This is a genomic window from Microbacterium sp. FW305-3-2-15-F-LB2, assembly GCF_058787255.1.
The window spans coordinates 3,309,149-3,331,785 of record NZ_JBYSZO010000001.1 but is presented as its reverse complement, the minus strand read 5'-3'; the positions used below and the strand labels follow the sequence as shown (position 1 = coordinate 3,331,785).

The 22,637-nt window shown below is 69.1% G+C and carries 19 protein-coding genes and 1 tRNA gene; 15 read left to right on the top strand and 5 right to left on the bottom strand.

Annotation, left to right across the window (positions count from 1 at the left end; genetic code table 11):
* The first annotated feature begins 36 nt into the window (after window positions 1–36).
* Both AC3WLZ_RS16025 and AC3WLZ_RS16020 read left to right on the top strand, forming a co-directional pair.
* The gene (locus AC3WLZ_RS16025; protein WP_492470728.1) at window positions 37–2,547 is read left to right on the top strand and encodes an MMPL family transporter; all 2,511 of its coding nucleotides are present in this window, start codon (window positions 37–39) and stop codon (window positions 2,545–2,547) included.
* Window positions 2,548–2,766: 219 nt separating this feature from the next.
* Complete coding sequence (locus AC3WLZ_RS16020) at window positions 2,767–4,116, top strand: aspartate aminotransferase family protein (protein WP_412925914.1); 1,350 nt, start codon at window positions 2,767–2,769, stop codon at window positions 4,114–4,116.
* A gap of 33 nt (window positions 4,117–4,149) precedes the next feature.
* On the opposite strand, the gene AC3WLZ_RS16015 is transcribed toward AC3WLZ_RS16020, so the two are convergent.
* On the bottom strand, window positions 4,150–4,593 hold the full coding sequence (locus AC3WLZ_RS16015; protein WP_412925913.1) for an Lrp/AsnC family transcriptional regulator: 444 nt from the start codon (window positions 4,591–4,593) through the stop codon (window positions 4,150–4,152).
* A gap of 35 nt (window positions 4,594–4,628) precedes the next feature.
* Between AC3WLZ_RS16015 and AC3WLZ_RS16010 the strand changes: the two genes are divergently transcribed.
* Both AC3WLZ_RS16010 and AC3WLZ_RS16005 read left to right on the top strand, forming a co-directional pair.
* A complete protein-coding gene (locus AC3WLZ_RS16010; protein ID WP_492470727.1) occupies window positions 4,629–5,594 on the top strand; it encodes an alpha/beta hydrolase in 966 nt (321 codons plus the stop codon).
* 72 nt (window positions 5,595–5,666) lie between these two features.
* Window positions 5,667–7,220, top strand: coding sequence for a Na+/H+ antiporter NhaC family protein (locus AC3WLZ_RS16005; RefSeq protein WP_492470726.1), 1,554 nt, complete (start codon window positions 5,667–5,669; stop codon window positions 7,218–7,220).
* Window positions 7,221–7,307: 87 nt separating this feature from the next.
* Here AC3WLZ_RS16005 and AC3WLZ_RS16000 read toward each other — a convergent pair whose 3' ends face one another.
* Window positions 7,308–8,459, bottom strand: coding sequence for an AAA family ATPase (locus tag AC3WLZ_RS16000; protein WP_492470725.1), 1,152 nt, complete (start codon window positions 8,457–8,459; stop codon window positions 7,308–7,310).
* A 118-nt stretch (window positions 8,460–8,577) separates the two neighbouring features.
* On the opposite strand from AC3WLZ_RS16000, the gene AC3WLZ_RS15995 reads away from it, so the two are divergent.
* The gene (locus AC3WLZ_RS15995; RefSeq protein ID WP_412925909.1) at window positions 8,578–8,721 is read left to right on the top strand and encodes a hypothetical protein; all 144 of its coding nucleotides are present in this window, start codon (window positions 8,578–8,580) and stop codon (window positions 8,719–8,721) included.
* Window positions 8,722–8,783: 62 nt separating this feature from the next.
* On the opposite strand, the gene AC3WLZ_RS15990 is transcribed toward AC3WLZ_RS15995, so the two are convergent.
* Window positions 8,784–8,857, bottom strand: a tRNA-Gly gene (locus tag AC3WLZ_RS15990).
* A 211-nt stretch (window positions 8,858–9,068) separates the two neighbouring features.
* On the opposite strand from AC3WLZ_RS15990, the gene dcd reads away from it, so the two are divergent.
* Entirely contained in the window at window positions 9,069–9,674 is a 606-nt protein-coding gene (gene dcd, locus AC3WLZ_RS15985; RefSeq protein WP_492470724.1) for a dCTP deaminase, read from the top strand.
* Between the two features lie 87 nt (window positions 9,675–9,761).
* On the opposite strand, the gene AC3WLZ_RS15980 is transcribed toward dcd, so the two are convergent.
* Complete coding sequence (locus AC3WLZ_RS15980) at window positions 9,762–10,721, bottom strand: MarR family winged helix-turn-helix transcriptional regulator (RefSeq protein ID WP_492470723.1); 960 nt, start codon at window positions 10,719–10,721, stop codon at window positions 9,762–9,764.
* A 108-nt stretch (window positions 10,722–10,829) separates the two neighbouring features.
* On the opposite strand from AC3WLZ_RS15980, the gene AC3WLZ_RS15975 reads away from it, so the two are divergent.
* Window positions 10,830–11,345, top strand: a complete 516-nt coding sequence (locus AC3WLZ_RS15975) for a MarR family winged helix-turn-helix transcriptional regulator (protein WP_412925906.1) — start codon at window positions 10,830–10,832, stop codon at window positions 11,343–11,345.
* 252 nt (window positions 11,346–11,597) lie between these two features.
* On the opposite strand, the gene AC3WLZ_RS15970 is transcribed toward AC3WLZ_RS15975, so the two are convergent.
* Complete coding sequence (locus AC3WLZ_RS15970; RefSeq protein ID WP_492471001.1) at window positions 11,598–12,980, bottom strand: MFS transporter; 1,383 nt, start codon at window positions 12,978–12,980, stop codon at window positions 11,598–11,600.
* Window positions 12,981–13,119: 139 nt separating this feature from the next.
* Between AC3WLZ_RS15970 and AC3WLZ_RS15965 the strand changes: the two genes are divergently transcribed.
* The 8 genes from AC3WLZ_RS15965 (at window position 13,120) to AC3WLZ_RS15930 (ending at window position 22,629) form a co-directional block, all read left to right on the top strand.
* Complete coding sequence (locus AC3WLZ_RS15965; RefSeq protein ID WP_492470721.1) at window positions 13,120–14,883, top strand: DEAD/DEAH box helicase; 1,764 nt, start codon at window positions 13,120–13,122, stop codon at window positions 14,881–14,883.
* A 441-nt stretch (window positions 14,884–15,324) separates the two neighbouring features.
* On the top strand, window positions 15,325–17,193 hold the full coding sequence (dnaK, locus tag AC3WLZ_RS15960; RefSeq protein ID WP_492470720.1) for a molecular chaperone DnaK: 1,869 nt from the start codon (window positions 15,325–15,327) through the stop codon (window positions 17,191–17,193).
* A 12-nt stretch (window positions 17,194–17,205) separates the two neighbouring features.
* Window positions 17,206–17,814 (top strand): nucleotide exchange factor GrpE, encoded by a 609-nt coding sequence (gene grpE, locus AC3WLZ_RS15955; protein WP_412925903.1) that lies wholly within the window; start codon window positions 17,206–17,208, stop codon window positions 17,812–17,814.
* Window positions 17,815–17,822: 8 nt separating this feature from the next.
* Window positions 17,823–18,806, top strand: a complete 984-nt coding sequence (locus tag AC3WLZ_RS15950; RefSeq protein WP_412925902.1) for a DnaJ C-terminal domain-containing protein — start codon at window positions 17,823–17,825, stop codon at window positions 18,804–18,806.
* 67 nt (window positions 18,807–18,873) lie between these two features.
* Window positions 18,874–19,320, top strand: a complete 447-nt coding sequence (locus AC3WLZ_RS15945) for a heat shock protein transcriptional repressor HspR (RefSeq protein WP_412925901.1) — start codon at window positions 18,874–18,876, stop codon at window positions 19,318–19,320.
* A gap of 72 nt (window positions 19,321–19,392) precedes the next feature.
* Complete coding sequence (locus tag AC3WLZ_RS15940; protein ID WP_412925900.1) at window positions 19,393–20,055, top strand: GntR family transcriptional regulator; 663 nt, start codon at window positions 19,393–19,395, stop codon at window positions 20,053–20,055.
* Window positions 20,056–20,304: 249 nt separating this feature from the next.
* Window positions 20,305–21,291, top strand: a complete 987-nt coding sequence (locus AC3WLZ_RS15935) for an NAD(P)-dependent oxidoreductase (protein ID WP_412925899.1) — start codon at window positions 20,305–20,307, stop codon at window positions 21,289–21,291.
* A 36-nt stretch (window positions 21,292–21,327) separates the two neighbouring features.
* Complete coding sequence (locus AC3WLZ_RS15930) at window positions 21,328–22,629, top strand: ABC transporter substrate-binding protein (protein ID WP_492470719.1); 1,302 nt, start codon at window positions 21,328–21,330, stop codon at window positions 22,627–22,629.
* Window positions 22,630–22,637 lie beyond the last annotated feature (8 nt).

Here is a 22,637-nt window from a genome sequence, read left to right as displayed (position 1 = left end):
CGCAGAGCCACCGAGTCTACGAGCCGAGGGATGCCGATGGCCGAGCTTCTTCACCGACTGGGCACGTTCGCGGCACGCCGCGCATGGGTCGTCATCGCCGCGTGGACGCTGATCCTCGCCGTCACCGTCGGCGGCTTCCTCGTCGGGTTCAAGGGTCTGTCGTCGAGTTTCGACATCCCCGGCACGGCCTCGGGCGACGTGATCGCGCAACTCGAGGATGAGCTGCCCGACTTCAGCGGTGCGAGCGGCACCATCGTCTTCTCGACCAACGACGGCTCCCGCCTCAGCGACGATCAGCGTCGTGAGATCACCTCCCTCGTCGAGTCGGCGCGGGACTTGCCCGACGTCGCCGACGTCATCGACCCGTTCGCGACGTCGCAGCAACTCGCCGACCGCCGCCAGCAGGTGGAGGACGGGCGCGCGCAACTCGAGGCGGGGCGCACGCAGGCCGAAAGCGGCCAGCAGCAGATCGACGCCGCTCGGCAGGACCTCGAGGCGGGACAGGCCCAGCTGGATGCCGCACGCGCGCAGCTGCAGGCGGCCCCGGAGCCTGGGCGTACTGCGGGGCTGGCGGCGCTCGATCAGCAGCAGGCGCAGATCGACGCCGGGAAGGCCGAGCTGGACGCCCGCGAACAGCAGGTGAGGGAGGGCCTGGCGACTCTCGAAGCGTCGGAGACCGAGCTGGAGCGCGGGGCGGAACTGCTGTCGTACGCCGACGGCATCCGCGTGGTCTCCGAGGACGGGTCGACCGCGATCGTGAACGTGTCGTTCACCGAGCCTCGGCTCGAGCTCTCGCAGGAATCGAAGGACGCCGTCGTCGACCACTTCGGGGCGGCCCCGATCGACGGGGTCGAGGTGGGCATCTCGACCGACATCTCGCAGGGCGTTCCCGAGATCCTCGGCGTGGGTGAGGCCGTCGGCGTCGCGATCGCCGCGATCGTGCTCGTCGTCGTGCTCGGCTCAGTACTGGCCGCCTCGTTCCCCATCGTCACCGCGCTCGTGGGTGTGGCCATCGGCGCGATGGCCACGCTGTCGTTCTCGGGCGTGATCCAGATGGCGTCCGTCACGCCGATCCTGGGTGTCATGCTCGGCCTCGCCGTCGGCATCGACTACGCACTCTTCATCCTCTATCGCCATCGGCGTCAGCTGCTCCAGGGGGCCGACGTGGTGGAGTCGATCGGGCTCGCCAACGGTACGGCGGGCAATGCCGTCGTGTTCGCCGGCACCACAGTGATCGTCGCGCTGCTGGCGCTGAACATCACGGGCATCCCGTTCCTCGGACTCATGGGAACCGCCGGCGCGATCAGCGTCGCGATCGCGGTCCTCATCGCGGTATCGCTCATCCCGGCGTTCCTCGGCCTCGCCGGTTCTCGGGTGCTGAGCAAGAGGGCGCGTGCACGTGCCGCGCGGGCAGCGGAGACGGCCGAGACGTCGCGGTCGCGCGTGCGGCCCATGTCCGGCATCCGGGCGGTCGTGACGGTCATCGTGACGGTCGCCGCCCTGCTGGTGGTCGCCATCCCGTCGCTGTCGATGCGGCTCGGACTTCCGGACGGTGGCTCGGAAGCGGAGGATTCCACCGCCTACCGCGCCTACACGGTCACAGAGAGTGCATTCGGTGAGGGAGTCAACGGACCGCTCCTCGTCACCGCGGCTCTCCCCGAGGGTCTCGATGACGGCGAGGTTCAGGACGCGCAGCTCGAGGTCGTCCGCCGCCTGGCCGCGCAGGACGATGTCGTGGCGGTCGCCCCCGTCGCGGTCTCCGACGATTCCCGCCTCGCCGCCTTCCAGGTCATCCCGAGCGAAGGCCCCAACAGCCAGTCGACCGAGCGTCTCGTGCGGGATCTCCGTTCGCTCCCGCCGGTCGACGGGGATATCGCTCTCGGCGTCGCCGGCCAGGCAGCGATCAACATCGACATCTCCGAGGGTCTGGCCGCCGTCCTGCCGCTCTACCTCGCGGTCGTCGTCGGACTGTCGTTCCTCATCATGGTGATGGTCTTCCGCTCGATCCTGGTCCCGGTCATCGCGACCGGAGGCTTCGTGCTGTCGCTGTTCGCGACCTATGGCGCGGTGACCGCGGTCTTCCAGTGGGGATGGTTCAGCGACCTGCTCGGCATCCATCAGCCGGGACCGATCCTCAGCTTCCTGCCGGTCATCCTGGTGGGCATCCTGTTCGGGCTCGCCATGGACTACCAGCTCTTCCTCGCAACCGGTATGCGTGAGGCGTTCGTGCACGGGTCGCCCGCGCGATTGGCCGTGGCGCAAGGATTCCGCGCCGGTCGTACGGTCGTGATCGCCGCGGCGATCATCATGATCGCCGTGTTCAGCGGCTTCATCACGAGCGAGTCGGTGATCATCAAGTCCATGGGTCTCGGCCTCGCGGCGGGAGTCCTCTTCGACGCGTTCGTCGTCCGCATGCTGCTGATGCCAGCCGTCATGCACCTGCTCGGCCGGTCCGCCTGGTGGCTGCCGCGTTGGCTTGATCGCGTCATCCCGAACGTGGATGTCGAGGGCGCCGCGCTCGAGCGCCGGCACCCGACTCATCACTGAGGGGATGTGCAGGGCGTTCGCTCTCCGGTTCGCCGTTCGCTCGATTCGACGGCGTTACTCTTGCGTGAACGGCGTGTTTCCTGAGTGGATCATTGCTTAGAGTGCCGTTACTCGGCACGAAAATTGCGTTCCGGCATGCGATCACTCCCAACATCGCAATCGCGTTGTGCGCCCTCCTCCCTAGCGTGGCGATCACACCGAAACCGGAGGAACGCACGCATGACCATGACATCCCCGACGCCACCCGCTGTCAGCGCATCGCGGCATCCGGAGGGCTTTTGGGACACCGCTCGACGCCACCTCGTCCGATACGGCCCGGCCGGATTCCTGCCGACCGTCATCGACCGGGCAGAGGGCAGCCACCTCTTCGATGAGGACGGGCGCGACATCCTGGACTTCACGTCCGGTCAGATGAGTTCGCTCCTCGGGCATTCCCACCCCGCCGTCGTCGAGACCGTGACCCGGTCGATCTCCACTCTCGATCACCTGTTCAGCGGCATGATCACCCGCCCCGTCGTCGACTTGGCGCAGGCGCTCGCCGAGACGCTGCCCCCGACCCTCAGCAAGACGATGGTGCTCAGCACGGGCGGGGAGTCCAACGAGGCGGCCATCAAGATGGCCAAGCTGTACACCGGCAAGCACGAGATCGTCTCGTTCGATCAGTCGTACCACGGCTCCACCCACGCGGCGGGGGCGGCGACCTACAGCCTCTCTCGCGCCGGTTACGGTCCGATCGCGCCGGGGAACCTCATCATCCCCACGCCGAACCCCTACCGGTCGGTGTTCCGGAATGCCGACGGCGAGCACGACTGGCAGGGGGAACTGGACTTCGGATTCGCGATGGTCGACCGTCAATCCGTCGGCAGCCTGGCCGCGTTCATCGCCGAGCCGATCCTGGGAACGGGCGGTCTTATCGTGCCGCCCGACGGCTACTTCGCGGCGCTCCGCCGAAAGTGCGATGAGCGCGGGATGCTGTTGATCCTCGACGAGGCCCAGACAGGGTTGTGCCGCACCGGCGACTGGTACGCATTCCAGCATCAGGGTGTCGCTCCCGACATCCTGACGATCTCGAAGACGTTGGGGGCGGGTCTCCCCGTCTCGGCCGTGATCACGAGCGAAGAGATCGAGGCCGTGTGCGCCGAGCGTCGTTTCATGTTCACCACGACGCACGTGTCCGACCCTCTCGCCGCCGCGGTCGGTCTCACTGTCGTGAACGTCCTGCGAGACGAGCAGTACGACCTCGTCGCGCGCGAGAAGGGTGCGCGACTCCGCGCCGGTCTCGTCGAACTGGCAGCGCGGCACGAACACATCGGCGACCTCCGTGGTCGCGGACTCTTCCAAGGCGTCGAGCTCGTGACCGACCGCCAGACGAAAGAGCCCGCGGACGAGTTCGGGACCACCGTCACCGCGGAATGCCTCAAGCGCGGCCTGCACCTGAACATCGCTCAGATGCGCGGGGTGAACAGCATCCTTCGGATCGCCCCGCCGCTCACGACCAGCGTGGAGGATCTGGATCTCGGACTGGAGATCCTGGACGAGTCGTTGACGGCCGCACGGGAGACGACGTGACGACCGCTCATGTCGACTCTGGAGAGGCGGGGCCTATCCCGTCCGTGACTTCAAGCGCAGCATCGGGAAGCGGGACTTCACCTGGCCGATCCCGGGCAGGCGAAGCAGCTTCGACGTGAGGAAGTGCTCGTAGGCGGCGAGGTTCTCCGTCGCGATGACGACCTCGAAGTCGGGTGAGCCGAACATCCGCCTCGCCTCGATGACTTCCGGGTGGGCAACCAGCTCGGCCTCGAAGCGGACCGCGTTCTCGAGGGATTGATCCTGGAGCTCGATGCCCACGAGCACCTCGAAACCTCGACCCACGGCGTCCGGGTTGAAGCTCGCGTGATAACCGGTGATGACGCCGGCCTCCTCGAGGCGCCGAACGCGACGGAGGCACGGCGAGGGCGTCAGCCCGACGGCATCCGCCAGCTCGGTGTTGGTCTGTCGGCAGTTCTGGCGGAGCTGCTCGATTATTGCGAGATCGACGCGGTCCATTGGCACATTGTTGCAGATTAAGAAAGGAAAGAAGTATGGATGCCTCGACCATGGATCCGGACGTGGCGTGCGTCGCCGCCCTGCTCCCCCGCCTCGACATCGCCGATGTCGCCGGGGCGCGCGCGGTCAGCGATGCGCTGCTCGCCCCGCTGCACGCCGCGTTGTCGTACGAGGGAGTGGACGTGACGAGGGTCGCCCTTCCCTCGGAGGACGACCGGGCGGCGGGTTCGCTGCGGTTGATGCGGCCGACGGGCGTCGAGGGCACGACCCCGGTCCTCATCGCGATGCACGGGGGTGGCTTCGTTCTGGGCCGCTCGGAGGACTTCGACTACTTCTGCCTGGAGGTCGTGCGACGTCTGGGGATCACCGTCGCGAACGTCGACTACCGGCTCGCGCCCGAGGCCCCGTATCCCGCGCCCCTCGATGACTGCTTCGCGGCGCTGACGTACGTGTTCGCTCACGCGGCCACGCTCGGGATCGACCCCTCGCGCATCGCGGTTGCCGGGTCCAGCGCGGGCGGGGGGCTCGCGGCCGGCACCGCGCTGAGGGCGCGAGACGAAGGGGGGCCGGCAATCTTGTTCCAGCTGTTGCTGAGTCCCGCGACGGACGATCGATGGCAGGGGGGCGAAGAGTCCCCCGACCAGCCCTTCGGAGGGGACGACACGGCGGAACGGGTGTGGAACGCGTATCTGGGCCCCGACTACGCCGGCCCGGACGATCCCGATGTCTCGCCCTATGCGGTGCCCGCGCGTGCGCGCTCGCTGAGCGGACTGCCCTCGACGTACATCGCCGCGATGGAGTTCGACCCCATTCGAGACTCCCACATCGACTTCGCCGTGCGCCTCTTACGGGCCGGCGTTCGCGTCGAACTGCACTGTCATCCGGGCACCTTCCACGGCTCCGTGGAACTGGCACCTCTCGCCGAGAGCAGCGCCCGCGTCATGGACGGCCTCATCGAGGCACTCCGCCGTGGCCTCAGGCTGGACAGCCCGTCCGCCTGAACGTCGCGAAACCCCGCTCCACCCATCGTTCGAAGAGCACCACCCGGCCTCACCAACGTTAGGAGTTCCACTGTGTCCGAATTGCGCGATCACCCCCGCCCCGTCCCACCCGACCACGACGCGGCGTTCGTTCCCGCTGACGGGGCTCCCGGGCCCCTCACCTTCTCCATCGGCATCCTCGGGGCTCTCGTGGCTCCGGCGACATTCCTGGTGGGTGTCGTCCTCTTCTTCATGGTCTTCGGGGTATTCGACGTCAACGCTCTGACAGTGTCGGGGCTTGTCGGTCTGTTCCTCGCCGCCCCCCTCTCGCGCTCGTACGGCCGCTATTGGGAGTGGGTCGTCAAGGGCATCTCCTCCCCGACGTCCGTGAGTCTGCTGGTCTTGTTCCTCGCGATCGGGCTCGTCTCGGCGCTCATCACGCAGGTGGATGTGGCATCCGGTTTCATCTGGCTCGCGCAGAGCGTCGGGATCGGGGGCGGGGTGTTCGTGGCGGTCACGTTCATCATCGTGTGCGTCGTCTCCATGGCGACGGGTTCTTCGCTCGGAACGATGTTCACCGCGTTTCCGATCTTCTACCCGGCCGGGGTCCTGCTCGGAGCCGATCCGCTCCTCCTGGCGGGGGCCATCGTGTCCGGCGGGTTGTTCGGAGACAACCTCGCTCCCATCTCCGACACCACGATCGTCTCCGCCTCCACGCAGCGGTACCGCCGTCGCAGCGGCGTCGCCGACATCGGCGGCGTGGTGCGGGCGCGCACCCGCTACGCGTTGCCCGCCGCTCTCATCAGCGCGGTGCTCTTCCTGGTGCTCGGTGTCGTCCGGGCCTCGCAGAGCGGATCCGGCGGTGCCGACATCGTCGCGGGGAACCCGCTCAACCTGGTCATGGCCATCCCCGTGGCAGCGCTGCTGATCGTCGCGTACTGGAAGCGCGACCTCTTCCTCGCCGCGACGGTCGGCATCGTGCTCGGCATCGTGCTCGGTCTCGCCACGGGCCTCATGACCCCGGCGGACATCATCGCCCCGAACGCCGAGGGCGCCGTCGGCGGCTTCCTCGTGACAGGTCTGCAGAGCATGCTGCCCATGATGGGCCTCGGGATCATCATCTTCGGGATGATCGGCGTGATGCAGGGGGCGGGGGTGTTCGACTCCATCGTGACTCTGGTCACGCGGTCGCCTCTGGCGCGCACACCGCTCGGGGCCGAGCTGATCATCGGCGTGGGAAGCGCCCTCACCGGCGCGATCTTCGCGGGCGTGAACAGCCCGGCGATGCTCTTGTACGGCCCCGTCGCCGACCGCGTCGGCGCTGTCGCGCAGCTGCATCCCTATCGCCGCGCGAACGTCATGGACTGCTTCACCCTGGGCATCGGGTCCGTCATGCCGATCGGGAGCATCTTCCTCTTGATCGCCAGCCAGCTCACGCAAGGGTACGGGGAGGGCGTGGTCACGCTCTCGTCCACGAGCATCTTCCTCACGTGCTTCTACCCCTTCGCATTGACGGCCGTGATCGCGTTCTCCGTCCTCACCGGGTGGGGCCGCCGCTTCGAGGGGCCCGACGGGATGCCCGTGGCCCGGCCGGATGACTCCGCGCCGAGGGGACACTCCATGGAGCCGGAAGGAGCGGTCGCGTGATCGCGCTCCGCGGGATCTGAAGCTCGTCGTGTCACCGACCGGCGTGGGTATGCCCAGGGGAGGCGCCCACGCCGGTTCGTGTGTTGCTCATCCCCGCGGGATCGCGATCAGCCCGTCCAGGCCCAGAGCGACACGCACGACCCGCTCCTGCTGCGACGCCAGCAGGCCGAGGAAGTCGCGTTCGATGACTCGGTGGAGGTGGCGGGCGCCGAGGTCGGGGTGGAACCCGGTCTCGGCGAGCCAGCGCGGAACCTCGGGGTCGACCGTCACCCGCCACCCGTGCCTCGAGATGCGCGCGAGGAGGGCGTCGATCTCGGCGGTCGCGATTTCGGCGATCGTGTCGAGCGGGAGCGGATCGAAGACGATGACCTCGTCGATGCGGTTGCGGAGTTCAGGGGGAAGCGCGGCCTCGATCGCGGCGAGCTGCCGCATCTTCGGGGTCGTGGCCGGTTCGCCGAACCCTGCGGACCGCGTCGCGGACTCGCGGACACCGAGGTTCGAGGTCAGGATGACTGTCGTCTCGGCGAAATCCGCGGTCTGCCCCCGACCGTCGGTGAGTCTGCCGGCGTCGAAGACCTGGAGGAAGGTGTTCCACAGGAGCGGATCGGCCTTCTCGATCTCATCCAGGAGGAGCACGCTGCGCGGTCGGGCGATGACGCGCGTAGTGAGCCACCCGCCGGGCTCGTTGTGACCGGAGTAACCGGACGCGGAGCCCACCAGACGTGACAGCCCGAACTCCCTGTTGGCGTACTCGCTCATGTCGAGGCGAATGAGTGCGTCGACCGTGCCGAACTCGGCGATGGCGAGCTGGGTCGCCAGCTCCGTCTTCCCCACGCCGGTGGGCCCCGCGAACAGAAACACCCCGGCCGGCCGCTGCGGCCGCAGGCTCAGCCCCGCCCGGCGCACGGCCAGGCGATCGACGACCCGGTCGATCGCGGCATCCTGGCCCCGTACTCGACGGCGGAGGGCGTCGCGAATGTCCTCGTTGCGCGGCGACGGCGGGGCGCTGACGGACGGCGACGGGGCGACTTCCGGTGCCGCGGCGGACGGCACGCGCGATCGGATGCGGACGAGCTCCGCCCGATACTCGTCGTACCGATCGTCGAGTCCGGCGATTTTCGCCGTGCCGACGAGGATGTACAGCTCGTCGAGCGTTCGGCTGTTCGGGGACCGGTCGAAGGTCGCGAACCGTTCGGTCAGAAGCCCTTCCAGCCAGGTGGTGACTTCGTCGGATGCCATCCGTCCCTCTTCCTGGACCGTCTGCGACGCGGTCCAGAACGTTCAACCGATCCCGGCGGTATCGGTGGGGATCGGTGGGGATCGGTAGAGCGGATATCGAGTCGACGAAGGGAACACCATGGACACCGTCACCGCATCCGAGTCCCGCGCGGGTGAGTACACCGCCGCGCATCGTTGCCGCCACTGCGCCCGCGCCTTCTGGGGCAAGCCCGGCTGGAACGCCGTCTCGGTGCGCTGCCCGCGGTGCAGGGGCATCAACTGAACGCCGGGGAAGGACGTGGCTGCGCGGGCTCACCCGTCGACGGAGCCGACCTGTCGGATCTTTGGAGGGGCTGACGGGAATCGAACCCGCGCTGTCTGCTTGGGAAGCAGAAGTTCTGCCATTGAACTACAGCCCCGAGCGCCTGACGGCACTTCCGCCAGCATAACAGCGTCGCCCGTGGCATCCGTGTTCCATGCGGGCGGCCGAGATGCCCTGTGGATGCCGATATCACCCGTTCCGTGCGAGCGCACACGTTCTGGTCGTCCCGATCGTGGGCGTTCGCGCGGATCGTGTCATCTCACGGATCGGGCAGGTGCCGCGCGGTGCGCACGCCCTAGGCTGGGCGCGTGCTGCTCTCCGACCGCGACATCCGAGCCGAACTCGCCGACGGACGCCTGGGGCTCGACCCCTTCGATCCGGCCATGGTGCAGCCCTCGAGCGTCGACGTGCGGCTCGACCGCTACTTCCGGCTGTTCGACAACCACAAGTACCCGTTCATCGACCCGGCCGAAGATCAGCCCGAGCTCACGCGGCTCATCGAGGTCGAGCCCGACGAGCCGTTCATCCTGCACCCGGGCGAATTCGCCCTGGGGTCGACCTTCGAGCGAGTGACCCTGCCGGATGACGTGGCCGCCCGTCTCGAGGGCAAGTCGTCGCTGGGGCGGCTGGGGCTGCTCACCCACTCCACCGCCGGGTTCATCGACCCGGGATTCACCGGGCACGTCACACTGGAGCTCTCGAACGTCGCGACGCTGCCGATCAAGCTGTGGCCCGGCATGAAGATCGGGCAGGTCTGCTACTTCCGCCTGACGTCGCCCGCCGAGAACCCCTACGGCTCGGGGCCTTACGGCAATCGGTATCAGGGTCAGCGCGGCCCGACCGCGTCGCGTTCGGCGCTCAACTTCCACCGCACCGACGTGGGCACGATCGACGCGGGTTCCGCCGGGCGCTGACACGGCTGTTACCGTGCGAGAAACGCCGTTCCTCGCGAGAAACGCCGCGTATGAGCGTTTCTCGCGAGGGCGAGCGTTTATCGGACATCACTCGGATGCCGTGGGCTCACCGGATGCCGACGACTCACGGCCGCGGCTGAAACCGGCGTCGAAGCCGCGCTCGTAGGCACGCTGCGCCGCCCGGCGGTCGTCGTGACCGCGGTGGTGTCCGTGCCCGCCGCGACGCGGGTCGCACCCGCGGCCGTGGCCGCGGCCTTCGTGCGCACCCTGGCGGTCGGCGTCGCCGTGCGTGTGGTGGCCGTGGCCTTCGTGCGCACCGTGGTGGTCGGCGTCGCGGTGCGTGTGGTGGCCGTGGCCTTCGTGCTCACCGTGGTGGTCGGCGTCGCCGTGCGTGTGGTGGCCGTGGCCTTCGTGCTCACCGTGCCCGCCGTGGCGCTCGGCATCGGTGTCGTGCTGGCCGCGCCCGCTCGGACCGAAGCCGTGCGCATCCGGGCCGAACCCGCCGCGCACGCCGGGGCCGAACGGCCCGAAGCCGGCGCCGGGGCCGAACCCGCGCCCGAACGGCCCGAAGCCCGCGCCGGGGCCGAAGCCGGGTCCGAATCCGCGGGCGCCCCGACCGGATCCGCGCATCCCGGGGCCGAAGCCCTGGTGTTCGGTCTCGTCGATGCCGAGTGCGGCCGACACGGTGTCGAGGGCGGCGACGAGACGTTCGAGTTCTTCGGCCGGGACGTCGGCGAGGATCGTCGCGCGATCGGCATCCACTCGATCGAGGACCGCGCGGCCCTCGGCGGTCAGCGCCCAGCCGTCGTCGGTGCGCTCGATCCAGCCGCGGTCGGCCAGGCCGGTGAGGCGCTTGCCGCCGCGGGCGAGGCGCTCGGTGATCCACGGGGCGTCGATGCGGCCGTCGATGGCGCGGAGCACCAGGACGGCCTTCGGGTGGAGGTCGCCGTCGCGCAGCTGCGCGAACAGGCGATGGTGCAGCGCGTGGCCGACCGTCGTGAGGCGATGGGCGAGGCTGCGGGGATCCAGAGGTGTGGAGGTGTTCATGGGGGGTTCCTTTCGTGGGCGGGAGATCCGCCGTTGCATGTCATGTGACAACGAATGTACTGTGACATGTATTCCGAATGCTTGTCAAGAGACATGTAAAATCGGCTCATGACCGCCGACCCCGCCGACGAGATCGCCGCCGCCCTCGCGAAGATCCGCGGACGGCGTCCCCGTCCCCCGTTCGGCGGAGGCTTCGGCGGCCCCCACCCGCACGAGCACCGCGGGCACGGTCCGCACGGATTCCCCGGGGGCCCGCCCTGGGCCGACCCCGGCTCGGGGCGGTTCGCCGGTGTCGCCCGGCTGCGTATGCTCGACGCCCTCCTCGCGGCGGGCGGTCCGCTGTCGGTCAGCGAGATCGCCGATGCGGTCGGCGTCGACCAGCCCCGCGCCTCGCGCCTGGTTCAACAGGGCGTGCAGATGCGGCTGGTCGAGCGCGAGCCCGACCCCGACGATGCCCGGCGCCTGCGCGTGCGCCTCACCGCCGAGGGGGAGCGCCTCGTCTCCAGCCTGCGGGGTCGGCGAAGGGATGCCGTGCGCTCCGCGCTGGAGTCGTTCACCGACGCCGAGCGCGCCGACTTCGCGCGCCTCCTCGCGAAGTTCGCCGACGCCTGGCCGCAGGACTGAGCCGACGGCATCCCGTCTCACATCGTTCCGCTGCGCCGAACTCCTGAGAAATATCGGTTTGCGTGGCCTGCTCGTGGGAATTGCGGCGTTGCGTGCTCGGCGAGGCGCCGAATCTCAGGAGTTCGGGCCGCCTCGCCGCCCGCTCGGCACCCGCCTCGCCGCCCGGCCCCCGCACCCGCACCGGCGCCCGCCTCGGCGCCCGCACCCGCCCGGCGCCCGGCGCCCGCGCGGCCGGGCCGCGGCGCAGCCGCGTCAGCGGATCGCGGCCGGGCGGTTCTGCACCGGGATCATGAGCGCCAGCCCCACGGCGAGGATCAGCACGATGCCGAGGATGCCGAGGCGGGTATCGCCCGTGAGCCCGACGAACAGCGCGAACAGGCCGGGTGCGAGGAACGACACCGCGCGGCCCGTCGTCGCGTAGAGCCCGAAGATCTCGCCCTCGCGACCCTCCGGCGTCGCCCGCGAGAGGTAGGTGCGGCTGGCCGACTGAACGGGGCCGACGAAGATTCCGAGGCCGAGGCCGGCCACCCAGAACGCGACCTGCGACGTGCCGATGAACAGGATCACGCTGCCCAGCACGATGAGCCCCACGAGCGAGAACACGATCACGCGCTTCGGGCCGAACCGGTCGTCGAGGCGTCCCGAGAGCATCGTGCTGATCCCCGCGACGACGTTCGCGGCGACCGCGAAGTACAGCACCTCGGTCGAAGAGAATCCGAACACCTGGGCCGCGATGATGGCGCCGAACGTGAAGACCCCGGCGAGTCCGTCACGGAACACCGCGCTCGCGACGAGGAACAGCAGCACCGGCCGGCTGTCGCGCCAGAGCGACCGCAGCGTCCCCCACAGCAGCACGTACGACGCGAAGAACCCGACCCGCACCTGCCGGCTCTGCGCCGGGATCTCGGGCACCCGCACCAGCACCGGGATCGCGAACACCCCGAACCAGACCGCGGATGCCAGGATCGCCAGCCGCACATTCAGCCCGCCGTCCTTCGGCACGGCGAGGAGGCCCGCGGCATCCGGGTTCCCGAACCCCTGGATGAACAGCACGAGAAGCAGGAGCAGCAGGACGATGCCGCCGACGTACCCCATGCCCCAGCCGAAGCCCGAGACCCGGCCGATGTTCTCGCGGGTCGAGACCTGCGACAGCATCGCGTAGTAGTTGACGCTCGCGAACTCGAAGAACACGTTTCCGACGGCGAGCAGGGTCGCGCCGAGGATCAGGTACGCCGGGGTGCCCTCGACGAACACCATCGCGACCATCGCGAGCACGATCACCCCCGTGTTCACGCCGAGCCACAGCTTGCGCCGCCCGGTGCCGTCGCTGCGCTGTCCGAGCACGGGGGCGAGGAGGGCGACGGCGATGCCCGCGATCATCAGGGCGGTGCCGACGATGCTGGCGTTGTCGGCGAGGGCTCTCACCAGTTCCGGGTTGCGGTCGTCCTCGCCGGCCGCGGCCACGATCGCGGGATCGACGAAGTACGTGCTCGCCAGATACGTGCTGAACACGAACGTCGTGACGACCGCGTTGAACGCCGCCGACCCCCAGTCCCACAGGGCCCAGGCCAGGACCGGGCGTCGGCCATCGGTGGAGGGGACGGATGCCGCGGGCGCGGCGCCGGGAGACGACATGTCGCTCACGTTAGGACCCTTCGGTGAACGCGCGGAGACCTCGCGCGCGGGCGCGCCGCCGTCGGCGCGTCCGCTCAGGGTAGACCCTCGACCCGCCGCGAACGGGGGGTTTCCCGGGCGGGCGGGCTACCGTGGAGTCATGGCATCCGAAACCCCCGTCCCCTCCGCCGAGTCGGACACCCTCCCCGAGCAGCTCACGTTCGCCGATCTGGGACTGGATGCCGCTGTGCTCAAGGCCCTCAAGGACGTCGGCTACGAGACCCCGTCGGCCATTCAGGCCGCCACCATCCCCGTCCTTCTGCAGGGTCGCGACGTCGTCGGCCTCGCCCAGACCGGTACCGGTAAGACGGCGGCCTTCGCCCTGCCCGTGCTGTCGCAGATGGAGACCGGCCACAAGAACCCGCAGGCCCTCGTGCTCGCCCCGACCCGCGAGCTCGCGCTGCAGGTGTGCGAGGCGTTCGAGAAGTACGCGGCGCACATCAAGGGCGTCTCGGTGCTCCCCGTCTACGGCGGTCAGGGCTACGGGCAGCAGCTGTCGGCCCTCCGCCGTGGCGTCGACATCGTCGTGGGCACCCCCGGTCGCATCATGGACCACCTCGACAAGGGCACGCTCGACCTCAGCGAGCTGAAGTACCTCGTGCTCGACGAGGCCGACGAGATGCTGAAGATGGGCTTCGCGGAGGACGTCGAGACGATCCTCGCCGACACCCCGGCCGACAAGCAGGTCGCGCTCTTCTCTGCCACGATGCCGGCGCAGATCCGTCGCATCTCGGCCCAGTACCTCCATGACCCGGAAGAGATCACGGTCAAGACCAAGACCACGACCTCGGCGAACATCACGCAGCGGTACCTCATCGTGTCGTACCAGCAGAAGATCGACGCCCTCACCCGCATCCTCGAGGTCGAGAACTTCGAGGGCATGATCGTCTTCACGCGCACCAAGAACGAGACCGAGACGGTCGCCGAGAAGCTGCGCGCCCGCGGGTACACCGCCGCCGCGATCAATGGCGACGTCGCCCAGGTGCAGCGCGAGCGCACCGTCAACCAGCTCAAGTCGGGCAAGCTCGACATCCTCGTCGCGACCGACGTCGCCGCCCGCGGCCTCGACGTCGACCGCATCAGCCACGTCGTGAACTACGACCTGCCGATCGACACCGAGTCGTACGTGCACCGCATCGGCCGTACCGGCCGCGCGGGCCGATCCGGGGATGCCATCAGCTTCGTGACCCCGCGCGAGCGGCGCATGCTCACCGCGATCGAGAAGGCCACGCGGCAGCCGCTCACCGAGATGTCGCTGCCGAGCGTCGACGACGTCAACGCCACGCGCCTCACCCGCTTCGACGACGCGATCACTGCCGCTCTCGAGGACACCGCCGCGATCGCGACGTTCCGCGACGTCGTGGCGCACTACGTCGAGCATCACGACGTGCCCGAGGCCGACGTGGCCGCGGCGCTCGCCGTGGTGGCCCAGGGCGACACCCCGCTGCTCCTCCAGGAGGAGACGTTCTCGCAGCCGCGCTTCGACCGCGACCGGGAGCGTCCCTCCCGTGACGGTGGGGGCGCGTCCCGCGACGGTGACCGCGACGGCGGGCCGCGGCGGGAACGCGACGGACGCTTTGCGACGTACCGCATCGCGGTGGGTCGTCGGCAGCGTGTGGAGCCGCGTCAGATCGTCGGCGCCCTGGCGAACGAGGGCGGTCTGCGCCGCAACGACTTCGGCGCGATCCAGATCCGCCAGGACTTCTCGCTCGTCGAGCTTCCGGCCGACCTGTCGCGTGACACGCTGAACCGCCTCACCGACACCCGCATCTCGGGCGTCCTCATCGACCTGCGCCTCGACCAGGGCGGCCGTTCCGCGAAGCGCAGCGACCGGCCGCAGCGGCGCGATCGCGATCGCGACTGAGCCCACGGCATCCCTCCGACGCCCTCGCGACCTCTCCTGTCGCGGGGGCGTCGGCGTGTGCGCAGACCGCGCCGCGCCCGCGAGGCGCGCCCTCGCCCCCCGGACCGCGTCCCCCCCCCCCGCCCGCGTCCCCCACCCCGACCGCGTCCCACTTATTGCGGTTTGGAGCGCTCCCATACGACAACAGGTGGGACATGTTCCGTCATAAGTGGGACGAGGGGCCTCGACCGACCGACCGACCGACCGACCGACCGGCCGAGCGCGCGGCGCCGCGGGCGGGCACCCGGTCGACTGCAGAAGTTGAGCCGATTCATATCAAGTCTCCTTGACGCCCGAAACGCCCTGCGCTAGCCTTGAGTCATCGCGGCTCAACCCGCGCAGCAGACTTTGCACCAAGCCCGAGTCGTGGCATCCGCCCGGCTCATGATCAAGGAGACACATATGCCACGTGCAGTGGGAATCGACCTCGGGACGACCAACTCCGTCGTGAGCGTGCTCGAGGGTGGCGAGCCGAAGGTCATCGCCAACGCTGAGGGCTTCCGCACGACCCCCTCGGTCGTCGCGTTCACGAAGGACGGCGAGGTGCTCGTCGGCGAGACCGCCAAGCGCCAGGCCGTCACGAACGTCGACCGCACCGTTTCGTCCGTCAAGCGTCACATGGGCACGACCTGGACGTTCGACGTCGACGGCAAGAAGTGGACGCCGCAGGAGATCTCCGCGCGCATCCTCCAGAAGCTCAAGCGCGACGCCGAGGAGTACCTGGGCGACAGCGTGACGGATGCCGTCATCACGGTGCCCGCGTACTTCAACGACGCCGAGCGTCAGGCGACGAAGGAAGCCGGCGAGATCGCGGGCCTGAACGTCCTGCGCATCATCAACGAGCCCACCGCGGCCGCTCTGGCCTACGGTCTCGACAAGGGCAAGGAGGACGAGCTCATCCTCGTCTTCGACCTCGGTGGCGGAACCTTCGACGTCTCCCTCCTCGAGGTGGGCAAGGACGACGACTTCTCGACCATCCAGGTGCGCTCGACCGCCGGTGACAACCGCCTCGGTGGAGACGACTGGGACCAGCGCGTCGTCGACTACCTGATCAAGCAGTTCAAGGACACCACGGGCGTCGACGTCTCGGGCGACAAGATCGCCCTGCAGCGCCTCAAGGAGGCCGCGGAGCAGGCCAAGAAGGAGCTGTCGAGCTCGACCTCGACCTCGATCAACCTGCCCTACCTCTCGCTCACCGACTCGGGCCCCGTGTCGCTGTCCGAGACGCTGACGCGCGCCAAGTTCGAGGACCTCACCAAGGACCTCCTCGACCGCACCCGCAAGCCCTTCTCAGACGTCATCCGCGAAGCCGGCGTCAAGGTCGACGACATCGCGCACGTCGTGCTCGTCGGTGGCTCGACCCGCATGCCCGCGGTCGCCGAGCTGGTGAAGAAGGAGACCGGTCGCGACGCGAACAAGGGCGTCAACCCCGACGAGGTCGTGGCCGTGGGCGCAGCCCTGCAGGCCGGTGTCCTCAAGGGCGAGCGCAAGGACGTCCTTCTCATCGACGTCACCCCCCTGAGCCTCGGCATCGAGACCAAGGGCGGCATCATGACCAAGCTCATCGAGCGCAACACCGCCATCCCGACCAAGCGCAGCGAGACCTTCACCACCGCCGACGACAACCAGCCGTCGGTCGCGATCCAGGTCTTCCAGGGCGAGCGCGAGTTCACCCGCGATAACAAGCCGCTGGGAACCTTCGAGCTCACCGGTATCGCCCCGGCTCCCCGTGGCATCCCGCAGGTCGAGGTCACCTTCGACATCGACGCCAACGGCATCGTGCACGTGTCCGCGAAGGACAAGGGCACCGGCAAGGAGCAGTCGATGACCATCACCGGCGGCTCGTCGCTGCCCAAGGAGGACATCGAGCGCATGGTCCGCGAGGCCGAGGAGAACGCGGCGGAAGACAAGAAGCGCCGCGAGTCCGCCGAGACCCGCAACCAGGCCGAGACCCTGTCGTACTCGATCGAGAAGTTGATCAAGGAGAACGAGGACAAGCTGCCCGAAGAGGTCAAGAACGACGTCCAGGCCGACGTCGACGCCCTCAAGACGGCTCTCGCCGGTGACGACGACGACGCGGTCAAGACCGCGTTCGACAAGCTCAACGCCAGCCAGGGCAAGCTCGGCGAGGCCATCTACGCCTCGTCGCAAGCTCAGGGCGAACCGGCCGACCCCAACGTCGGTCAGCCCGGCAACGGCGAGACGCCGAACCCCGAGGAAGACGTCATCGACGCCGAAGTCGTCGACGACGACACCGACGACAAGAAGTAAGCGACAGATCCCATGGCACACAAGGACGACGAACAGCCCCAGGGCTCGGGCGCCGGTCCTGACGAGACGACGGGGCCGGAGGAGAACACCTCCGGCCCCGCGCCGTCGGGCGAGCAGACCCCGGATGCCGAAGGCCTGACGATCGAAGACATCCTCGGCGCCGAGCAGACGCCCGAGGCCGCCGCAGAGGGGGCTTCCTCCGACAAGGAGGCCTCGCTGCTGATCGACCTCAAGCGCCTGCAGGCCGAGTACGCCAACTACCGGCGGCGCACCGAAGAGCAGCGCGAGCGCGAGATCGAGCGCGCCAAGGGCGAGGCCGTGAAGGGCCTGCTGCCCGTCATGGACGACCTCGACCGTGCCGAGAAGCACGGCGACCTCGTCGAGGGCACCCCCTTCTCCGCGATCGGCGACAAGGTGCGGGCCGTGGCCGAGCGCCTCGGCGTCGTCTCGTACGGCACCGCCGGCGAGCCCTTCGACCCGCAGCACCACGAGGCGATCTTCCAGGCGCCCACTCCGGGTGTGACCCAGGCCACGGTGCTCGAGGTCGTCGAGGTCGGTTACCGCCTCGGCTCCGTCGAGCTGCGACCGGCCAAGGTCGTCGTCGCCGTGCCGGTCGAGTAGGAGGACGCATGGCGAGTCAGGACTGGTTCGACAAGGACTTCTACAAGGTCCTCGGTGTCGACAAGGACGTGAGCGCTGCCGATCTGAAGAAGACGTACCGCAAGCTCGCGCGCCAGTACCACCCCGACTCGAACCCGGGTGACGCGAAGGCCGAGGCCAAGTTCAAGGAGATCAGCGAGGCCTACTCGGTGCTCAACGACCCCGAGCAGCGCGAGGAGTACGACCAGATCCGGGCCATGGGCTCGGGGGCGCGCTTCTCGGCACCCGGGACCGCGAGCGGTGGCGGCTTCGACGACGTGTTCAGCCGCTTCGGGCAGCAGCGCGGGGGAGCGACGGGCGGATTCGAGGACTTCTTCTCGATGTTCGACCAGCAGGGCGGCGGCTTCGGCTCCGGCCGGTTCGGTCAGCCGTCCGGCGGGTACCGCGGATTCGGCGGTCCGCAGCGCGGCGCCGACGTCACGGCGCGAACGACGCTCGACTTCATCACCGCCGCAAAGGGCGAGACGATCACCCTGCAGGGCGAGGACGGCGTGCCGTTCAAGGTCAAGATCCCCGCGGGCGTCTCCGACGGCCAGAAGATCCGGCTGCGCGGTCGCGGTCGTCCCTCCCCGGACGGCGGCGAGAGCGGTGACATCGTGGTGACGGTCGCTGTGCGGCCCCACCCGGTGTTCTCCCGCGACGGGCTCAACCTGCGGCTGACGGTCCCCGTCACCTTCACCGAGGCGGCGCTCGGAGCGACGATCGAGGTGCCGACCCTCGGGGGCGAGCCCGTGCGGCTACGCGTGGCGCCGGGCACTCCGTCGGGCCGCGTGCTGCGCGTCAAGGAGCGTGGCATCCATTCGTCCAAGGGGACGGGCGACCTGCTCGCGGAGGTCCAGGTGGCCGTTCCCGACCACCTCGACGACGCCGCCCGCGAGGCCCTCGAGCGCTTCCACGCGCTCGAACCGAAAGAGAATCCCCGCGCCGACCTGATGGCCAAGGCGCGGCAGTAACGCTGGACTCCTGGCATCCGCCACAATCGGATGCCAGGAGCCGGCGATCGATGCGAGAGGAGAGGCCGTGTCCCAGAAGGAAATCGACGAGGACGCGCCGATCTTCGCGATCGCCGTGGCAGCCGAGCTGTCGAACATGCACCCGCAGACCCTGCGGCAGTACGACCGGCTCGGTCTGGTCGTGCCCGCTCGCACGCAGGGCGGATCCCGGCGTTATTCGAGCCGTCACGTGCAGCAGCTGCGCGAGGTCGCTCGCCTGTCGGGCGAGGGCATGAGCCTGCCCGCGATCGCGCGGTTGCTCGCGCTCGAGGAGCAGGTGCACGACCTCGCTCGCCGCGTCAACGATCTCGAACGCCAGCTCCTCGCCGAGCGTCAATCGCGTCCGGGCGCGCGCGTGTTCGCCGCCGGGGCGACCGGCTCGGTCGTGACGCTGCCGCACGGGGCGCGCGTGCGGCGTGCGACGGACATCGTGCTGTGGCGTCCTCGCGGCGTCTTCGATCACGACGAGGACTGACGCAGCACGAACCGATCATCGGGTGAAGAGCGTCCGAGGTAGTCTGTCAACGGTCGACAGTTGGGAGCAGACGTGTCGGAGCTTCGACCCCTCGCCATGGGCGACCAGATCGCGCATCGCCTGCGCGTCGAGATCATCCGCGGCGTCATCCCGCCGGGCACGCACCTGGCGGAAGACAGCCTGGCCGCGCGCTTCGACGTGAGCCGCGGACCGGTGCGAGACGCCCTCCGTCAACTGGAGGTCGAGGGTCTCGCCGAAGACAGGCGCAAGCGCCTGTACGCGCGGGCCATGGACCTGCGCGACGTGGAGGAGCTCTACGTCGTGAGGGAGGCGCTGGAATCGCTCGCCATCCGCTTGGCCATCCAGAACGCGAGCGCAAGCGACTGGGATCGCGTGCAGCGCATCGTCGATGGCATGTCGGCCGCCGCGAGCAGCGACGACGGCGAGCGTTTCGCGGAGCTCGACATGGAGTTCCACACCAGCTTCTACACCAACTCGCAGAACCGCCGTCTGGTGGACGCGTGGCGTCCGTACCAGCGCATCTTCGCGATCTTGTTCGAACTGAGCGACACCTCCGACATCGCCTCCGCGACCGAGGACCACCAGGGGTTCCTCGACGTCATCCGGACGGGAGACGTGGATGCCGCCGTCCACCGCCTGCGCCTCCATCTGACGCTCGCGAAGGGGCACGTCCGCGACGTGCTGCGAGGTCTCGCGGCAGGCTCCACCGCCTGACGCGCGCGCCCACCCGGTGCGGACGCGGCGGAGGCCACCCCGCTCGTCCGACGATTCCGCGCGCCGTTCGACGGTGACGCGCCCAGCCGTCGCGCGCGCATGCGGGCCCTCGCGCGACGGACGCAAAGGGGCGGCACCGCGTATTGACACCCACCGATCCCGCCCATATGGTAACTGTTAACAGTAGACAGATCGTTCGATGGTGATCGGTTCTTCGGATCCCCTCGCCGTCCAGAAGGGCTCCGCAAGATGACCTCCGCCTCCTCCGCCGTCGGTGACGGCCGCACCGTGATCGTCGGACCCGTGCGTTACGCCGAGCTGTGCGGTTCCGGTCGGCAGCTGCTGCTCGACCACGGGTTCACCCTCGTCGAGAACGAGGCGACGGTGCCGTGGACGCAGCCCGAGCTGCACGCCCTTCTCGCCGGCGCCGACGCCGCGGTCGCGGGCGTGGAGGTCTACGACAGCGCCGCCCTCGCCCACGCCGACCGGTTGCAGATCATCTCGCGCCTCGGTGTCGGCCTCGACAACATCGACCTCGACGAGACGCGAATCCGTGGCATCCACGTCGTCAACGTCCCCGGCGGCAACGCCGCCGCGGTGGCCGAACTGGCGATCGGTTTCATGATCGCCGTGCTGCGCCGTCTGCCCGAGATGGATGCTGCGACGAAGGCCGGCCGCTGGGACCGCTTCGTCGGACGCGAACTGGCAGGCAAGTCCATCGGCCTCATCGGATTCGGCGCGATCGCTCAGCTCGTCGCCCGCCGTCTGCACGGCTTCGACGTCGCGGTCACCGCGTACGACCCGTTCGCCGACGAGGCCGCCGCCGCGCGACTCGGTGTCCGCCTCGCGGACAGCGCGGCTGCGGCGGTCGCTGACGTCGACATCGTCAGCGTGCACGCGCCCCACACCGCCGCGACCCACCACATCGTCGATGACACCCTCATCGACGCGATGCGCGAGGGCACGATCCTGATCAACACCGCGCGCGGTGGGCTCGTCGACCAGGCCGCGCTCGTGCGGGGTCTGGCATCCGGTCGCGTCGCCGGCGCGGGCCTCGACGTCTTCGAGGTCGAGCCCGCCTCGGCCGAGAACCCCCTCTTCGCTCACCCGAACGTTGTCGTCGCGCCGCACGCGGCGGCGGACAGCCGCGAAGCGTACGAGCGCATCGGCCTGGCCACGGCCCGGGCGATCGTCGACGTCTTCGCCGGGCGCCTTCCCGAGGCGCTCGTCGCATAACTCCTGCTGCAATCACACACCCCGAGAGGAACACCGATGTTCACTACACCGCACACCCGACGCGTCGTCGCGGGACTGGCCGCCGCAGGCGCCGTCGTACTCGCGCTGACCGGATGCGCCGGCGGAGCAGGCGGCGATGACGCCCCCGTCTCCGAGATCACCGTCGTGGCCGCCAACAGCCCCTGGGTCGAGGGGGTGAAGACGCTCGCGACGAAGTACAAGGACGAGACGGGGATCACCGTCAACATCGAGGCCTACGGCAACGAGCAGCTCAACGACAACTACAAGGTCAAGCTCAACGCGTCGTCCTCCGACTTCGACGTCATGGCGTTCCAGGTGCAGGACGTGATGCGGGAGTTCTCGCGCAACGGCTGGCTCGCCGATATGACCGACTACGTCTCCTCGGATGCCGCGTGGAACTGGGAAGACTTCCAGCCGGCGGCCCGCGACGCGGTGCAGCTCGACGGCACCGTCTACGGAGTCCCCGTCATGACCGAGCGCCAGATCGTCTACTACCGCACCGACCTCCTGGAGGCGGCCGGCATCCCGGTTCCGGAGACACTCGACGAGCTCGAGTCGGCCGTCGCCGCTCTCAACAAGCCCGACGCCGGCGTGTACGGCATCGCGATGCGCGGCTCGCGCGTGCCGCTGGTGACGCAACTGTCGTCGTTCTTGTACAGCTATGGCGCCGACTTCCAGGACGCGGACGGTAACGCCAGCATCGACACGCCCGAGGCGGTCGAGGCCATCCAGCTCTACGGCGACCTGCTCAGCAAGTACGGCCCTCCCGGAGCAACCAACATGGGCTGGGTCGAGGCATCCGCGCTGTTCGCCCAGGGCAAGGCGGCGTTCTACATCGACGCCGACAGCCAGGCCTATACCTTCCTCGACTCGAGCAAGAGCAGCGTCGTCGACACCGTCGGCTTCGCTCAGTTCCCGGCGGGTCCCGCGGGCTCCCACTTCTACAACATCGTTCCCCAGACGGTCGGTATCAACGAGTTCTCCACCAAGAAGGATGCCGCGTGGGACTTCATCAAGTGGGTGACCAACGAGGAGAACACCACGTGGCTGCTCGCCAATGAGACCGTTCCGGGCGCGCGACAGTCGGCGTGGGCCGACGATGCCGCCGTGGCGTCCTTCCCTGCCGGACTCGTCGACATCGTCCGCAACGTCGCCGACCACGGCGTCGGCCATGACCGTCCGCGCCTCGAGCAGGTCGCGGCGGCGCGCGAGATCGTCGGCGGCCCCGTGATCACCGCGATCGAAGGAGGGGACGTCGCCGGGGCAGCGGCATCCGCCAACTCCCAGTTCCAGGACCTCCTCGACTCCGAGAAGTGACCTGACGG

Excerpts from the sequence above, each read along its gene's own strand:
- AC3WLZ_RS16025 (WP_492470728.1), top strand. The coding sequence starts at position 37 with ATGGCCGAGCTTCTTCACCGACTGGGCACGTTCGCGGCACGCCGCGCA.
- AC3WLZ_RS16020 (WP_412925914.1), top strand. The coding sequence starts at position 2,767 with ATGACCATGACATCCCCGACGCCACCCGCTGTCAGCGCATCGCGGCAT.
- AC3WLZ_RS16015 (WP_412925913.1), bottom strand. The coding sequence starts at position 4,593 with ATGGACCGCGTCGATCTCGCAATAATCGAGCAGCTCCGCCAGAACTGC.
- AC3WLZ_RS16010 (WP_492470727.1), top strand. The coding sequence starts at position 4,629 with ATGGATGCCTCGACCATGGATCCGGACGTGGCGTGCGTCGCCGCCCTG.
- AC3WLZ_RS16000 (WP_492470725.1), bottom strand. The coding sequence starts at position 8,459 with ATGGCATCCGACGAAGTCACCACCTGGCTGGAAGGGCTTCTGACCGAA.
- AC3WLZ_RS15995 (WP_412925909.1), top strand. The coding sequence starts at position 8,578 with ATGGACACCGTCACCGCATCCGAGTCCCGCGCGGGTGAGTACACCGCC.
- AC3WLZ_RS15980 (WP_492470723.1), bottom strand. The coding sequence starts at position 10,721 with ATGAACACCTCCACACCTCTGGATCCCCGCAGCCTCGCCCATCGCCTC.
- AC3WLZ_RS15975 (WP_412925906.1), top strand. The coding sequence starts at position 10,830 with ATGACCGCCGACCCCGCCGACGAGATCGCCGCCGCCCTCGCGAAGATC.
- AC3WLZ_RS15970 (WP_492471001.1), bottom strand. The coding sequence starts at position 12,980 with ATGTCGTCTCCCGGCGCCGCGCCCGCGGCATCCGTCCCCTCCACCGAT.
- AC3WLZ_RS15965 (WP_492470721.1), top strand. The coding sequence starts at position 13,120 with ATGGCATCCGAAACCCCCGTCCCCTCCGCCGAGTCGGACACCCTCCCC.
- dnaK (WP_492470720.1), top strand. The coding sequence starts at position 15,325 with ATGCCACGTGCAGTGGGAATCGACCTCGGGACGACCAACTCCGTCGTG.
- grpE (WP_412925903.1), top strand. The coding sequence starts at position 17,206 with ATGGCACACAAGGACGACGAACAGCCCCAGGGCTCGGGCGCCGGTCCT.
- AC3WLZ_RS15950 (WP_412925902.1), top strand. The coding sequence starts at position 17,823 with ATGGCGAGTCAGGACTGGTTCGACAAGGACTTCTACAAGGTCCTCGGT.
- AC3WLZ_RS15935 (WP_412925899.1), top strand. The coding sequence starts at position 20,305 with ATGACCTCCGCCTCCTCCGCCGTCGGTGACGGCCGCACCGTGATCGTC.
- AC3WLZ_RS15930 (WP_492470719.1), top strand. The coding sequence starts at position 21,328 with ATGTTCACTACACCGCACACCCGACGCGTCGTCGCGGGACTGGCCGCC.